The sequence below is a fragment of the Pseudoalteromonas sp. meg-B1 genome, assembly GCF_003173795.1.
Lineage (GTDB): Bacteria > Pseudomonadota > Gammaproteobacteria > Enterobacterales > Alteromonadaceae > Pseudoalteromonas > Pseudoalteromonas undina.
The window spans coordinates 81521-96547 of sequence record NZ_QGQU01000006.1 but is presented as its reverse complement, the minus strand read 5'-3'; the positions used below and the strand labels follow the sequence as shown (position 1 = coordinate 96547).

Genomic DNA, 15027 nt, shown 5'->3' with positions numbered 1-15027 from the left:
TAGTTTCAAAATAATGCGCTTTTAGCTATCTGTTTTTGCTAACTCCACTTGTATATACAAACGTATTTGTTGCTCAAGCACCGACAAAGGCACTGAGCCATGGCGTAATATTTGATGATGAAACTCACGAATATCAAATTGTTGACCTAATGCTTGCTCAGCCTCTGCGCGCAGACGCTTAATTGTTAACTCACCAATTTTGTAAGACAGCGCTTGTGCTGGCCACGAAATATAACGGTCGGTTTCCGTTTTTACATTATGTAATGAAAGTGCCGTATTATCAGCCATAAAATTCATTGCACGCTCTCGACTCCAGCCATACATATGCATCCCCGTATCAACCACTAAACGTGCAGCACGCCACATTTCGTAGGTTAAACGACCAAAGTTGCTATATGGGTCTTGATAAAAGCCAGCCTCAACCCCTAAGTACTCTGAATATAATCCCCAGCCTTCACCAAATGCTGATAAATAGGCATCTCGGCGATAGCTAGGTAAGCTTTCAAGCTCTGCATTGAGTGATATTTGTAAATGATGGCCCGGTACGGCTTCGTGCAGCGTTAACGCTTCTAAAGCATAGAGTGGTCGTTTATCTAAAGCGTACGTGTTCACCCAATAAAAACCGGCTTGATCATCACGGCTCGAACCTGAATAGCGCCCAGTAGTGTACTTAGGTGCAATATTGGCAGGCACCGGCGCTACGCCATAGGGTTTGCGTGGTAAGGTATGAAATAATTTAGGTAACTGTGCATCCATTTTTTTGGCAATGTACGCGGCCTCTTTTAATAATTGTTCAGGCGTTGTGGCGTAAAACTGCGGATCAGTACGTAAAAAGTGGATAAATTCTGCAAACGTGCCCTTAAAACCCACCTCTTTGATGACCGCTTCCATTTCACTGCGAATACGCGCCACCTCAGCTAAACCCAGCTCATGGATTTCTTTTGGGGTCATTTGTGTCGTGGTGTAATACTTAGCACGATTTGCATAAAAAGCTTCTCCATTAGGAGTTGACGAAATGCCAATATCACTGCGCGCGCCTGGTAAATATTCGGTATTAAAAAAAGTTAAGTAATCTTTATAGGCTTTAATAACTTGGCTGCTAATAATTGCTTTAGCCTGTTGTTGTAACGCTATAAATTCACTATCACTTAAACCCGCGGTATTGTTTAGAAACGGCTTATAAAATTCAGACTGTGTTACATCGTCAACAATGTAGGCAGTAATAGAGTCTTGGTAGCCAATTAATACCGCTTTGGGTTGAGTTAAACCAACTTCTAATCCTTTACGCATCCAGCCTATGTTTTGCTCAAAAAAGCGCGGCACTTGTTGTAATCGCTTTAAGTAGTTTTGATAATCTTGAGCGGTTTTATAATCAGAGCTATTAACAATAAACGATAAGCTTGAATGAAAGCCATATTCTGACGTTAAAGGCATGTAGTGCGCGTTAAATACATATTCATCAATAGTATTTTGCACTTGCGCTCGAATAATACTGTAGTTAATTTGGTTTTCGTCACTCAGCTTGCTCATATCTATTGCATCTAAATCAGCCAATAACTGCGTGTTTTTTTGATACTGCTGGGCTAAAAAGTCAGCCGATAAGTTAGGTAGTAAATAGCCATCAACACCCTCAGGATTACTGTACGGACTTACATTTTGGCGATGTTTTACGATATTTTCGGCCGTTTGCGTAAATTGCTGATTGGCGTTAATTGTAGTTAGCTGACACGCGCTTAATGAACACATTAAGGTGACACTTAATAAGGAAAGACGCATTTTTTTTGAAAGAGATAAATTCATAGTTATTGAGCTTAGTGACGTTACAGATGTGATAAACCTATCGTAGCCTAAATAAATAGCAAATAAATATACGACCAATTGCGAAAATATACGGTAGTAATCATTTTATTAACTTAAGTTAATACTTAACAATTAGAGTAATTGCTCAAAAAAGCAACGGTTATTGAATTTATAGCGTCATTTTAACCAACTACGACTCATTTTACTTTTAAATCACAGATATAATGATTATTGTATCTGCGCTTGGAAGCAAATTGCCTCATTGGACGAGTTTTATAAATCAGCATTTATGCGTATTTGGTTGGTAATTGCAAATGATGTTCCATGACTCCATGGCTATAGCACAAGAAAAAATGACAAAAGTATGTATGTTTTTAGAGCATCATGTTTTGCCTCCTACCCCCTTAAATTTTCAAGTTGTGTATACATACATTAGTAAAATCCATTTTGCGCTTAACAATGCTATTGATGATGCCATAGATGCAAATCAAAATATTGATGAGCTATTTATTGAGCAACTCTATTTTGAATATTTAAATCAGGGTCATAAAACCGAAGTAGCAATGATTGAAAACGTCAATGGCGTGATCAATTCACTATCGCGAAATGCACAGCAAACAGAAAAAAAACTTAACGATTTTGCAGGCCATGTTAATGACTGCTTGCATTCTTTAGATGAAAATAATATTGCTAACAGTCGCCTCGCTTTAGAAAGGTTAAATGAGCAAACACAGTTACTTCTCTCACAACAAGCGCAATTTAAACAAGAACTTAGCCAGGCAAAAAAACTACACGAAGCCACTAAAAAACAACTTAATACCTTGCGCAAACAACATGTGATTGACCCACAAACAGGCTTATACAAACGCCATTATTTAACTAAGCAAACACAATTATGGCTAAAACAAGATAAGTCAATTTCAGCAATTGCCATTCAAATTGATAATTTAGAGCATTTTATTAATAACTTTGGTGATGCCATTGGCGAAGTGATTTTAAATAAAGTAGCTAAGCAAGTTCAAAAGTATGTTTCACAAAGTGGCTTAGCCGGGCGCTCTGCAAAAGACCAATTTATCGTTCTACTTGCTAACATTGAGCCAGAAACTGCTAAGCTGATTGCAGAAAAAGTAATGGCTGGAGTTGAAAAACTACGCTTTATAAGTTCAAAAAGCGATCTAAAACTCCCTCCCATTTCTCTCTCATTAGGGATTACGGAACAACAAGGCGACTTTAACCAACTAGTTAAAAGTGCCTCAAACGCGGCGTTTAAATCACGCGCATCTCAATAACCCAGTACACTGTTCAAACAATAAAATTAACTGATAAATCATATTCAAATTGCGCCCTTGGTGCACAATCAAGTACACTAGTCTTTATTACCACGATAGAGATTAATCATGAACGAGAACCCTGAAAAGACCACGCATTTTGGCTATAAAACTGTTGCCGAAACCGAAAAAGCTTCTATGGTTGCTGATGTATTTCATTCTGTTGCGACAAAGTACGATGTTATGAATGATCTCATGTCTTTTGGTATTCATCGTTTATGGAAACGTCAAACAATTGCCAGCTCAGGTATTCGTAAAGGTCATCATGTATTAGATTTAGCCGGCGGTACTGGCGATTTAACTGCAAAGTTTAGCCAGCTTGTTGGCGAAACCGGTCAGGTTGTTTTAGGTGATATAAACTCTTCAATGTTAAAAGTAGGCCGCGAAAAGCTGCATAACTTAGGCCTTGTAGGCAACATTGATTACGTACAAATGAATGCCGAAGCCTTGCCTTTCCCTGATAATAGTTTTGATTTAATTACGATTGCTTTTGGCTTACGTAATGTCACCGACCAAAATAAAGCATTGCGCTCTATGTACCGCATTTTAAAGCCAGGTGGTCGTTTACTCATTCTTGAGTTTTCAAAACCAGAGCAAGAGCTTCTCAGCAAGGCGTATGATTTTTACTCTTTCAACATTTTACCTACTATGGGTAAACTAGTTGCTAACGACAGTGAATCATACCAATACTTAGCAGAGTCAATTCGTATGCATCCAGATCAAGAAACCCTTAAAGCGATGATGGTCGAAGCAGGGTTTGAGCAAGCGACTTATCAAAATCTAACTGGTGGCATTGTTGCCCTGCATCGTGGATTTAAATACTAAGGTTCGTAATTTATGGCGCTTGAAGAACACAGTAAAGAACAACCGGCTGCAGGCAGTTTTTTTATGCTACCGAGCTTTGTACTTTCGCTTATTGAGCAAGTATTAAATCAAGCGCTTAAACTCGATCCGAGCTTACTCGATAAACTAAAAACGGTAGAGCATCAGCGCTTATTAGTTGAGGTTAGAGACTGGCAGCAAAAAATAGCCATTACTTATGCCAATCAGCAGCTACATCTTTACACTGCATTCGAACATGCTGACGCTGATTGTATGATCAGCGCCAATATAGATACGTTGTTAGCACTGAAAAACCCAGCCATGCTGACTCAACTTATTCGCCAAGATAAGCTTGATTTACAAGGCGATTTAAATATAGCTCAACACTATAGTTCAGCCTTTTCAAGTGTAGAGATTGATTGGCCAGAGCAACTAGCAAAGCATATTGGCGACGCGCCTGCACAACAACTTTATTTGCACTTGCAGTCGCTTAAGCAGCAAGGTAAAAAAGCAAAGTCTCAGCTCGATAATACTTTTATTAGTGTGTGCCAAGACGAACTGGCAATCACCATTCACCCATTAGAGCTTGAGCAATTTAAACAACAAAATAGAGCACTAAAAGGCCATGTTGCCGCCATTGAGCAACGTATTAACGCCCTAATTAAAGCCCTTTAACGCGCTAAGGATTTTTTGTGTCAACTGCCCGACTGTATTACATAACTAAAACCCTGCTTAGCTTCGGACTTGATGAGCTTGTACCCAAACATAAAGTACCTTGGTTTGCTAAACTTGCTCGTGGCAGTTTGTTTTGGTTGCGCAACCAACACAAAGATAAACCTCCTGGCTTAAGACTTCGTTTAGCACTACAACAGCTTGGCCCTGTGTGGATAAAGTTTGGCCAAATGCTTTCAACTCGGCGCGATTTACTGCCTCATGATATCGCCTTGGAATTAGCCTTTTTACAAGATCAGGTAGAACCGTTCGAGGGTGAACTAGCCCAGAGAATCATCGAAAAAGCATTAGAAATAGATGATATTAGCCAGCTATTTAGCGAATTTTCACAAATACCTTTGGCATCGGCCTCAATTGCTCAAGTGCATACTGCTACTCTTGTTGATCCTCAAGGTGAATCGCAAGATGTTGTTATTAAAGTTATTCGCCCTAATATTGAGCAACAAATCAACGCTGACTTAGCACTAATGGAAAAATTGGCTAAGGTTGTCGGTAAGTTAATTAACGAAGCCAAGCGATTACGCCCAGTGGAAGTGGTTAAAGAGTATAAAAAAACATTGCTCGATGAGCTCGACTTAATGCGTGAGGGCGCTAATGGCATTCAATTAAAGCGTAACTTTGAAGGTTCAGAATCGCTATACATTCCAACAGTATATAGTGATTATAGCCGCAGTAATGTACTGGTTATGGAGCGTATTTACGGTATTCCGGTTTCGGACACTGAAGCGTTGATGGCACAAAACACCAACATGAAGTTATTAGCAGAACGCGGAGTAGAAGTGTTTTTTACTCAAGTATTCCGCGACAGTTTTTTTCATGCCGACATGCACCCGGGTAATATTTTTGTGTCACGCGAAAACCCGCATAATCCTAAATATATTGGTATAGATTGCGGTATTGTTGGAACTCTTAACAAAGAAGATAAACGCTATTTAGCTGAAAATTTCATTGCCTTTTTTAACCGCGACTACCGCCAAGTAGCACAGCTACATGTTGATTCAGGCTGGGTACCACCTGATACCAGCATTGAAGAGTTTGAATTTGCTATTCGCACCGTGTGCGAGCCTATTTTTAATAAACCACTGGCTGAAATATCATTTGGTCATGTATTGGTTAACTTATTTAATACCGCACGTCGCTTTAATATGCAGGTTCAACCGCAACTCGTATTATTACAAAAAACCTTGCTGTATGTTGAGGGCTTAGGTCGTCAGCTATACCCACAACTGGACTTGTGGAAAACAGCAAAACCATTTTTAGAAGACTGGGTTAAACAACAAGTGGGCCCGCTGTCTGTGCTAAAGCAAATGTATGCAAACTTACCGTTTTGGGCAGAAAAAATGCCTGAACTACCCGATTTAATTTATCAAAATTTAAAGCGAGCACCACACTCTCACGCACCTGAAATTAAGGTTTCACATAAACCATTGGTTTTAGGACTGTTTAGTAGTGCTGCGATGATTGTCTCAGCTTTATTTTATTTACAACACAACTTAATCGCTGCTGGCGTTGTCTTAAGCTGTGCTGTTATTGGCTTTATAGCGGCTTGGCGCCGCTCATAAACTAAGTGCTATTTGCCACTTTGGGCGTATAATCAGCACTTAACCTTATTATTTTATGGCTTAAAAGCAGGAGAAAACCATGGGTTTTGGTGGTATTAGTATTTGGCAATTATTAATTGTACTTGCAATCATTGTACTTTTATTTGGTACAAAAAAACTACGCGGTATGGGTGGTGATTTAGGTGGCGCAGTTAAAGGCTTTAAAAAAGCTATGTCTGATGACCAAAATGCTGAAAAACAAGCTAGCGAAGATAAAACTGAACAGATCCAAAAATCATCAGAATCAACACCAATCGATTCAAGTACAACTAGCAAAACTAAAGATAACGACAAGGTTTAACTAGCATGGGAATGTGGGAGCTTGTTGTGGTATTTATTGTCGGCTTGGTAGTACTAGGGCCGGAACGCTTACCTGTTGCTATTAGAACCGTAAGCCGCTGGGTTAAAACAGCCAAAGCAATGGCTAACTCAGTAAAAGCTGAAGTGAGTGAAGAGCTTCGTGTAAACGAGCTACATGAAAACCTAAAAAAAGCAGAGCAACAAGGTCTTAAAGATTTAAGCCCTGACCTACAACACTCTGTTTCTGAGCTGCAACAAGCAGCGCAATCAGTTACTCACAGCTATAAAAAAAATCAAAGCCAAGCCACTAATAACCAAGCAACAGATGACTCTAAATAATTATGGCACTCTCTTTTTTCATGCGCTTAATGCAGGTATAGAAAACAATGACTGAAGAAGTAAAATCAGGATTTGTCGCTCATTTAATCGAGTTGCGTGACCGGTTGATAAAATCGCTATTGAGTATTTTAGTGATATTTATTGGTTTGGTTTACTTTGCAAACGATATTTATACGTTTGTAGCTGCTCCTCTAGTCGCTCATTTACCTAGTACTGCCACTATGATAGCAACGGATGTCACTGCGCCATTTTTTGCTCCCTTTAAACTAACGTTGTTTGTTGCTTTATTTGCGGCCATCCCTTGGATTTTACATCAAATTTGGGGATTTATAGCCCCAGGTTTATATCAGCACGAAAAGAAAATGCTGATGCCAATATTAGCTTCCAGTATTTTCTTATTTTATGGTGGCATTGCTTTTTGCTACTTTGTAGTACTGCCAATTATTTTAGGGTTTTTCACCAGTGCAGGTCCTCAAATGATGACCCTAGCCCCAGATATCAGTAGCTATTTAGGCTTTGTTCTTAAGCTATTTTTTGCTTTTGGCATTGCATTTGAAATTCCAGTGGCGATTATGTTGCTCTGTTGGAGCGGTGCAACAACCACACAAAGCCTAAAAGAAAAGCGCCCTTATATAGTGGTCGGCGTATTTGTAGTGGCGATGTTTTTAACGCCACCAGACGTTTTATCACAAACTCTATTAGCACTCCCTATGCTGCTGTTATTTGAGCTTGGCTTAATTTTAGCGAAATTTTATACCGCAAAACCACAACAAGAATCTGAGGAATAATATGAATAAGCATTTACTTTCTTTACTCGCTTTAGCAAGTGTACCGGTTTTAGCCGCAACTCCTATCAATGAACAAGCGTTGCAAGCCTGTAGTTTTATTGAAAACGATTTTAATCGTTTACTATGCTATGACAACACCATTGCCGGAAAATCGCTCACTCAATCAGCTCGTAAACAGCCAGAGCAACCTGCTCAAGCTAATGTAAAAGCTGACACGTCTACCGTAACAGCACCCGTGGCTATCAAAGAAAAAGAATTTGGTTTAGAGCACAAAGAAATTACTGAAAATGGGGAAGAGTCTATTACATCAATAATTTCATCTGTTAAAAAAGCACCTTATGGTGAGCTAATTATTACTTTAGAGAATAATCAGCAGTGGCGTCAAATTGGCTCAGATAGCTTGAGATTAGATGAAGGCGATACCGTTATTATTAGCCGTGGCGTATTCAACTCTTTTTTACTTAAAAAAGCAGATCAAAACCGTTCAATTCGTGTAAAACGCACCCAGTAATGCAATACACGTTAATTGATGCTGGCATAAATTTAACTAATCATCAATTTGATGGTCAGCATCAAGAAGTGCTCGCTCGGGCAATAGAGGTCGGTGTTAAGCATATGCTAATTATTGGCTGCGATATCAGCTCCAGCGAAGAATCATTAGCACTTGCTGCACGCTATGACCAATATGCTAGCGCGGGTATTCACCCTCATGATGCAAAAACAGCAACCTCTGAACTTGAGCAACAACTCACTCAGCTAGCTCAACATGAGCAGATTATTGCCATAGGTGAGTGCGGGCTAGATTATAATCGCGACTTTTCTCCAAGAGATGTGCAGCGTGATGTGTTTCGTCGTCAGCTCGCATTAGCTGAAAAGCTAAACCTGCCTGTTTATTTGCATGAACGCGACGCCAGTGACGACATGCTTGCTATTTTAAATGAGTTTACTGTACGCGGTGTACTGCATTGTTTTACTGGTGATGCACAAGCACTCGCAGGTTACTTAAATTTGGGCCTTTATATTGGTATCACCGGCTGGGTATGTGACGAACGACGTGGCAAAGAATTACAACAACTGATCCCTAGCATTCCCATTGAGCGTTTATTAATTGAAACCGATGCACCCTTTTTAATTCCTCGCACTGTTAAACCTAAGCCAAAATCAAGACGTAATGAGCCAGCATTGCTGCATTATGTTTGTGACACGCTTGCTCAGCTTTATGGTATTCCTGCATGTGATGTTGCAAAGCATACAAGTGAAAACTTTAATCATTTGTTTGGAATAGAGAAAAAATAATGCGAACCTTTTGCGCTTTGCTGGTATTCACTATGGTGTTTTATGCATCCTGTTTTCCTGCAAGTGCAATCGAGATAAATAGCGAATTTAATTCAAAAACAATAGAAGGTATTCATTATTCGTTTGTTCCTACCTCATTAGAAGATGCACGACAAAGCAATTTACAAGAATGGCTGCTACTTAATAATAAGCCACTTAATTTAGGCCTTGAGTCTCGGCCTGTGTGGATTCAATTTCAACTAAATAATTACCTTAATGAGCCAATAGAGCCAATCCTATCGTTCGATAACCCACTTCTGAACAATATATACCTGTACCACTTTATAGGTGAGGAGCAACTAAAATCGGAACATATTGGTGATGCTCTGCCTTTATCTGATAGAGCGATTAGAAGTGAGTCTTTGCTGGTTAAATTAACTCTTCCCGCTAACAGCGAAACCACCGTTTACCTCAAAGTTAATAATAATGCGGGAATTGGGCTTCGCGTCCCTCTCACCTTATGGCAACAGGATGCATTATTAGCCCATAAAAGCATGGTTAACTTGCTTTATGGATTGCTGATTGGATTTATTTTTTCACTGGCTATCAGTAGCATAGTTTTATTTGCTTTTTCACGTAAACATTATTTTGCTTATGCAGGTGTGATTACATTGATGCTCAGCCTGTTTCTAGCTTATATAGGTGGTTTTGGGTTTCGTTATGCTCCCTCAAGCATAGCAGGCCTACAACAGTTAATGCTGCCTCTATTACTTATGCTGAGCACAATTCTGCTTCTGCCCTTACAGCGGCATGTGTGCAAACCTAACGCCTCTAAGTTACTCAAGGGTCAAACTGCCATTACAACACTGTATGCGTTAATTATCGGTTTTATATGGTTATTACCTACTCCCAGTGTAACTTTATTTGCCATCTCAACTATACCTATAATTCTTATTTACCACGTGATAACTACATTACTTTATTTGCGCCAGCAACCGACAAGCCCTAATAAAAGCTTATTAATTGCCCTTATATTGTTTTTCATTATTGTGATTCATTTTGCCATTGCATTAACCGGCCTTTATACAGTGACTCGAGCTAGCTTAATGATAACCTTTGCAGCGTCCTTAGGTTGCTCATTTTGTTTAAGTTATACCGTCATAAAGTTATTTATATTACAACGCGATGAGCAAGTAACAGCGCAGCAAGCATTAATTGCACAAAACGCTGCACAAGATGCGCTATTAAATGAGCGGATTGAATTACAAGAGCGCACCCGCCAAGAGCTTGAAAGCCAAGTAGATGAACGCACCTTTGAGTTACAAGTAACACTGAGGGAATTAGAAGATAAAAACCGCGAACTTGAACAACTCAATATGGAAGATGCCTTAACAGGCATTAAAAATAGGCGCTTTTTCGATAAAAAACTAATTATGGAAATTCGTCGTTCGCGCCGCGAACAAACGCCACTGAGCATTATTATGTTAGATATTGACAAATTTAAGTCAATTAACGATAACTATGGCCACCTAACCGGCGATCAAGTTATAAGGGCTGTGTCTGATACCATTAAACAACAGCTTAAGCGCCCACTAGATGAAGTAGCACGTTATGGTGGTGAAGAATTTGTCATTTTGCTACCTAATACTAATAACCAAGGTGCACTGGTCATTGCAGAGCAGACACGCTTAGCAATAGCAAATAATAGTGTGAATGTAGCGGGGACTATTATCGACTTTACCATTAGTGCCGGTGTTTATACTCAAATTGCCGATGATATTCATAAACCTGAACTATTTACTGATTATGCCGATAAGGCACTCTATTTAGCAAAACAACATGGCCGCAATCAAGTGGTTAATTTTTCAATCCCACAGTAGGAGCGTATACTTATGGCCCAATCTGGACTAGACCTTTTCCCATATACTCGCATGCGTAGAATGCGCCGTAATGATTTCTCTCGTCGCCTTATGGCTGAAAATCAGCTGAGTGTTAATGATCTTATTTACCCTGTTTTTGTGCTTGAAGGCAAAAACCGTCGTGAAAGCATTGAATCGATGCCCGGTATTGAACGCTTATCAATTGATCTACTGATCGAAGAAGCTAAAGAATTAGTTGATTTAGGTGTGCCTGCGGTGGCTATCTTCCCTGTTACGCCTGCAGATAAAAAATCATTATATGCCGAAGAAGCGTATAACGATGATGGCTTAGTACAACGCACTGTTCGTGCTTTAAAAGAAGCCTTCCCTGAACTTGGGGTGATCACTGACGGGGCGCTCGATCCATTTACTACTCACGGGCAAGACGGCATTATTGATGACGAAGGCTATGTAATAAACGATGTAACTACTGAAATATTAGTTAAACAAGCATTATCACATGCAGCTGCAGGTGCCGATGTTGTTGCTCCATCAGATATGATGGATGGCCGTATTGGCGCAATCCGCGAAGCGCTCGAAGCGGATGGTTTTATTCACACTCGTATTATGGCTTATTCAGCTAAATACGCATCTAGCTACTATGGCCCATTTAGAGATGCCATAGGATCTGCTGGGAACTTAAAAGGCGCTGATAAAAAAACCTACCAAATGGATCCTGCTAACTCAGATGAAGCAATTCGCGAAGTCGCGCTTGACCTTCAGGAAGGCGCCGACATGGTAATGGTTAAACCTGGTATGCCATACCTTGATATTGTACGCCGCGTTAAAGATGAGTTTGGTGTACCAACATTTGCTTATCAGGTAAGTGGTGAATACGCGATGCATAAAGCCGCTATTGATAATGGCTGGCTGAGCGAAGAAGCTACTATTATGGAATCTTTATTAGCATTCAAACGCGCAGGCGCAGATGGCATTCTGACTTACTTTGCTAAGCAAGCTGCTCGCTATTTAAATAAATAATAACGACATATTGATATAAAAGGGCTTTATTGCCCTTTTGTATATTTAAAGGCAGCCCTTTTTTTATGCTGCGTTACTCTCATTTCTGGGAAGTAACCACACTACATAGACCCTTCCTTACCCAAAACTAAAAACACAACGTATTTTCAACCTCAAAAAATAAGCAAATCTCGACATTGTTAACATTCTGTATTCTATTTGTAATTATTTTTCATTACACTAAGCGTCCCATTTGGGGAAACAAAAACACGGGAAAAATAATAATGTTGAAAACAAAAATAACGCCATTGGCGCTTGTATTAGCAAGCCTCAGTGCACCCGCTACCGCTAACCTCGTTATATCTGAGTACGTAGAAGGCAGTAGCTATAATAAAGCAGTAGAACTATTTAATAATTCGACTACCCCTCTGTCATTAGATGGCTACACGCTAAGCCTCTATTCAAATGGCAATACAGATGCAAATAATACATTCGATTTAACTGGTGAACTTGCTGCAAACAGCACTTACGTCATTGTTAATGGGAATGCATCAGCAGAACTAAAAGAAAAAGCTGACCAACTCAGCGCCGTGACTAACTTTAATGGCGATGATGCGCTGGTACTTACTCAAGGCTCTGTGGTTATTGATAGCTTTGGCCAGCGCGGTGTAGACCCGGGTTCATTTTGGTCAGAAGGGGGCGTGAAAACACAAAATAAAACATTGCGCCGCAAAGAAACCGAGCTAAACGGACGCACTGATGCCGATGGCGCTTTTAATCCAAGTGAGCTATGGCTGCAATTTGATCAAGATGACTTTAGTGATTTAGGTATCTTTGCAGGGAATTCTTCACCTAACCCTGATCCAGACCCAGAACCTGAAGAGCCTTTATTATGTGGCGCTGATAAAACATTAATTAGCAGCATTCAAGGCGAAGGCGCAAGCAGCCCAATGGTTAACACTGTTGTTGAGTTTGAAGGTGTAGTAACAGCTGACTTCCAGGCTGATGATCAGCTCAAAGGCTTTTTTGTTAACTCACTGAGTTATGATGAAGATACAAACCCACTTACCTCTGAAGGGGTATTTGTTTACTTTACTAATACTGATGTTAATGTTGGTGACCACGTTCGCGTACGAGGTACTGTTGAAGAGTATTTTGATGCCACCCAAATTGGCAATGTTAGTCAAGTTGCTATATGTGACACCGGCCTTTCAGCTTATCCGACTAAAATTACTTTACCCGTTACTGAGCAAAGTGAATTAGAAGCGTTTGAGGGTATGTTAGTGACCTTAGAGCAGCCACTTATTGTTACCAACAATTATGGTTTAGGTCGCTATGGTGAACTAGAGCTTGCTACTGAACGCTTATACCAAGGTACTCAAGTTGCACTTCCTGGCGCGGCTGCGAATGCGATTGAAGCGCAAAATATAAATAAAAAAATACTCTTAGATGATGGCTCAACTCGTCAAAACCGCGATCCTATCGCTTACCCTGTCCCAGGATTATCAGCAGAGAATACTCTACGCACAGGCGATACAGTAAATTCTGTAACAGGTGCGCTAGCTTACAGCTTTAGTACTTACCGTATTCACCCAACAACAACACCTCAGTTTATAGCAACCAATCCACGCACCGATGCGCCAGAGTTAAACCCTGACGCTGATTTACGTGTTGCCAGCTTTAACGTACTTAACTACTTTAATGGCGATGGCCAAGGCGGTGGTTTTCCAACTAGCCGTGGTGCTGATTCAGAAGCCGAGTTAATTCGCCAACAAGCCAAGCTAGTCAGCGCTATTAGTGCTTTGCAAGCGGATGTGATTGGCTTAATGGAAATTGAAAATGACGGCTTTGGTGAATTCAGTGCTGTTGCAAGCTTAGTAAATGCACTTAATGACGCTGATAGTCAAAATCAGTATGCATTCGTGGATTTTGGTGTTGATAAAATCGGCACCGACGCTATCACGACTGCGCTTATTTATCGTGCTGATAAAGTGCAGCAAGTGGGTACTGCAGCAATCACTACCGATGCGCCTTTCGATTACAGCAACCGTGCACCAATTGCACAAAGCTTTAAATCTTTAGATACAGAGGAAGTCTTTACTGTTGCCGTAGCACACCTAAAATCTAAAGGTGGTTGTAGAAGTGCCACTGGCGGCAATGCAGATCAAGGTGACGGTCAAGCATGTTGGAATGAAATCCGAACTGCTGGCGCAAATGCATTTGCTGATTGGCTAAATAGCAAACCAACAGGAGTTGATGATGAAGATATCATTCTTGTTGGCGACATGAACGCGTATGCAATGGAAGATCCTATCCGTGCATTTGCTGATAAGGGCCTTAAAAATGTGGTTGCTGAGTTAGATGGCAACACCTTAGGTTATTCTTACAGCTTTTCTGGTCGTGCAGGAAGTTTAGATCACGCCCTAGCAAGCCCGAGCTTATTAAGTAAAGTAGTGAGCGCGAGTGATTGGCATATTAACGCCGATGAGCCTATTTCACTTGATTATAATGTTGAATTTAAATCTGACGCACAGCAATCAAGCTTGTATGCTCAAGGACCTTACAGAGCATCAGATCATGACCCTGTTATTGTCGATATTCGTTCAACGATTATCGCGCCACCGGAGCCAGAACCAGAGGTGATCACCGGTGAAATTGATAATATTCGCGGCTGGTTTTGGTGGAAAAACTACCGCATTGATATTCCTGAAGGTTATGACGAGCTAACTATTAGCCTAGACGGTGGATGGGGCGATGCAAACTTATTTGTTAGACACAAAAGAAGCCCGACTTTGTTTAGAAGTGACTGCGCATCAATTAGTAAAGGAAACGCAGAAAACTGTACATTTACCAATCCTAAATCGGGTAAATGGAAAGTCCGCGTAAATGGCTTTTTACCATTTGGCAATGTAAAACTCACTTATAAAGCAACCAAATATGCTGATTAACTTCGACTTCAATAACCGGTTCATGACTTAAAGTTGTTGCCAGTATCTACTTGAAGTAACTCAAAAGCCGCATTCGCGGCTTTTTTTATTTTATATACAAATGTAATTCAGACAGGCTTCAGCAAGCACTGCTTATTATCTATGCAAGCATTGACTTAGTACATATCTAACTCAAGGTAACTCTAACACTGTTTGTTTTTCGAAAAGTCAAAATG

At 40.2% G+C, this 15027-nt stretch carries 13 protein-coding genes; 12 read left to right on the top strand and 1 reads right to left on the bottom strand.

Features of this window, described 5'->3' with window-relative positions; genetic code table 11:
* Nucleotides 1-21 precede the first annotated feature (21 nt).
* Entirely contained in the window at nt 22-1800 is a 1779-nt protein-coding gene (locus tag DK924_RS16965; RefSeq protein WP_109875742.1) for a DUF885 family protein, read from the bottom strand.
* A gap of 332 nt (nt 1801-2132) precedes the next feature.
* On the opposite strand from DK924_RS16965, the gene DK924_RS16960 reads away from it, so the two are divergent.
* The 12 genes from DK924_RS16960 to DK924_RS16905 all read left to right on the top strand — a co-directional run bounded on the left by DK924_RS16960 (nt 2133) and on the right by DK924_RS16905 (nt 14812).
* Nucleotides 2133-3089 carry a diguanylate cyclase domain-containing protein gene (locus DK924_RS16960; RefSeq protein ID WP_109875741.1) on the top strand — a complete coding sequence of 319 codons (957 nt, stop codon included), beginning with the start codon at nt 2133-2135 and terminating at the stop codon, nt 3087-3089.
* Between the two features lie 108 nt (nt 3090-3197).
* Complete coding sequence (gene ubiE, locus DK924_RS16955; protein ID WP_008108541.1) at nt 3198-3953, top strand: bifunctional demethylmenaquinone methyltransferase/2-methoxy-6-polyprenyl-1,4-benzoquinol methylase UbiE; 756 nt, start codon at nt 3198-3200, stop codon at nt 3951-3953.
* Between the two features lie 12 nt (nt 3954-3965).
* Nucleotides 3966-4625: an SCP2 domain-containing protein gene (locus DK924_RS16950; protein WP_054202682.1), complete on the top strand. Its 660-nt coding sequence runs from the start codon at nt 3966-3968 to the stop codon at nt 4623-4625.
* A 17-nt stretch (nt 4626-4642) separates the two neighbouring features.
* Nucleotides 4643-6244 (top strand): ubiquinone biosynthesis regulatory protein kinase UbiB, encoded by a 1602-nt coding sequence (gene ubiB / locus DK924_RS16945; RefSeq protein WP_010392267.1) that lies wholly within the window; start codon nt 4643-4645, stop codon nt 6242-6244.
* 79 nt (nt 6245-6323) lie between these two features.
* Nucleotides 6324-6584 carry a Sec-independent protein translocase subunit TatA gene (gene tatA, locus DK924_RS16940; protein ID WP_008108546.1) on the top strand — a complete coding sequence of 87 codons (261 nt, stop codon included), beginning with the start codon at nt 6324-6326 and terminating at the stop codon, nt 6582-6584.
* A 5-nt stretch (nt 6585-6589) separates the two neighbouring features.
* Nucleotides 6590-6922: a Sec-independent protein translocase protein TatB gene (gene tatB, locus DK924_RS16935; RefSeq protein WP_008108547.1), complete on the top strand. Its 333-nt coding sequence runs from the start codon at nt 6590-6592 to the stop codon at nt 6920-6922.
* Between the two features lie 47 nt (nt 6923-6969).
* A complete protein-coding gene (tatC, locus tag DK924_RS16930; RefSeq protein ID WP_008108549.1) occupies nt 6970-7710 on the top strand; it encodes a twin-arginine translocase subunit TatC in 741 nt (246 codons plus the stop codon).
* 1 nt (nt 7711) lies between these two features.
* Entirely contained in the window at nt 7712-8221 is a 510-nt protein-coding gene (locus DK924_RS16925; RefSeq protein ID WP_055012309.1) for a hypothetical protein, read from the top strand.
* Nucleotides 8221-9006, top strand: a complete 786-nt coding sequence (locus tag DK924_RS16920) for a TatD family hydrolase (RefSeq protein ID WP_109875740.1) — start codon at nt 8221-8223, stop codon at nt 9004-9006. Before DK924_RS16925 ends, DK924_RS16920 begins: the two co-directional genes overlap by 1 nt.
* Nucleotides 9006-10865 carry a diguanylate cyclase gene (locus DK924_RS16915; RefSeq protein ID WP_109875739.1) on the top strand — a complete coding sequence of 620 codons (1860 nt, stop codon included), beginning with the start codon at nt 9006-9008 and terminating at the stop codon, nt 10863-10865. The genes DK924_RS16920 and DK924_RS16915 overlap by 1 nt, the downstream gene beginning before the upstream one ends.
* A gap of 12 nt (nt 10866-10877) precedes the next feature.
* Entirely contained in the window at nt 10878-11885 is a 1008-nt protein-coding gene (gene hemB, locus DK924_RS16910; RefSeq protein ID WP_055012311.1) for a porphobilinogen synthase, read from the top strand.
* Nucleotides 11886-12148: 263 nt separating this feature from the next.
* A complete protein-coding gene (locus DK924_RS16905; protein ID WP_109875738.1) occupies nt 12149-14812 on the top strand; it encodes an ExeM/NucH family extracellular endonuclease in 2664 nt (887 codons plus the stop codon).
* Nucleotides 14813-15027 lie beyond the last annotated feature (215 nt).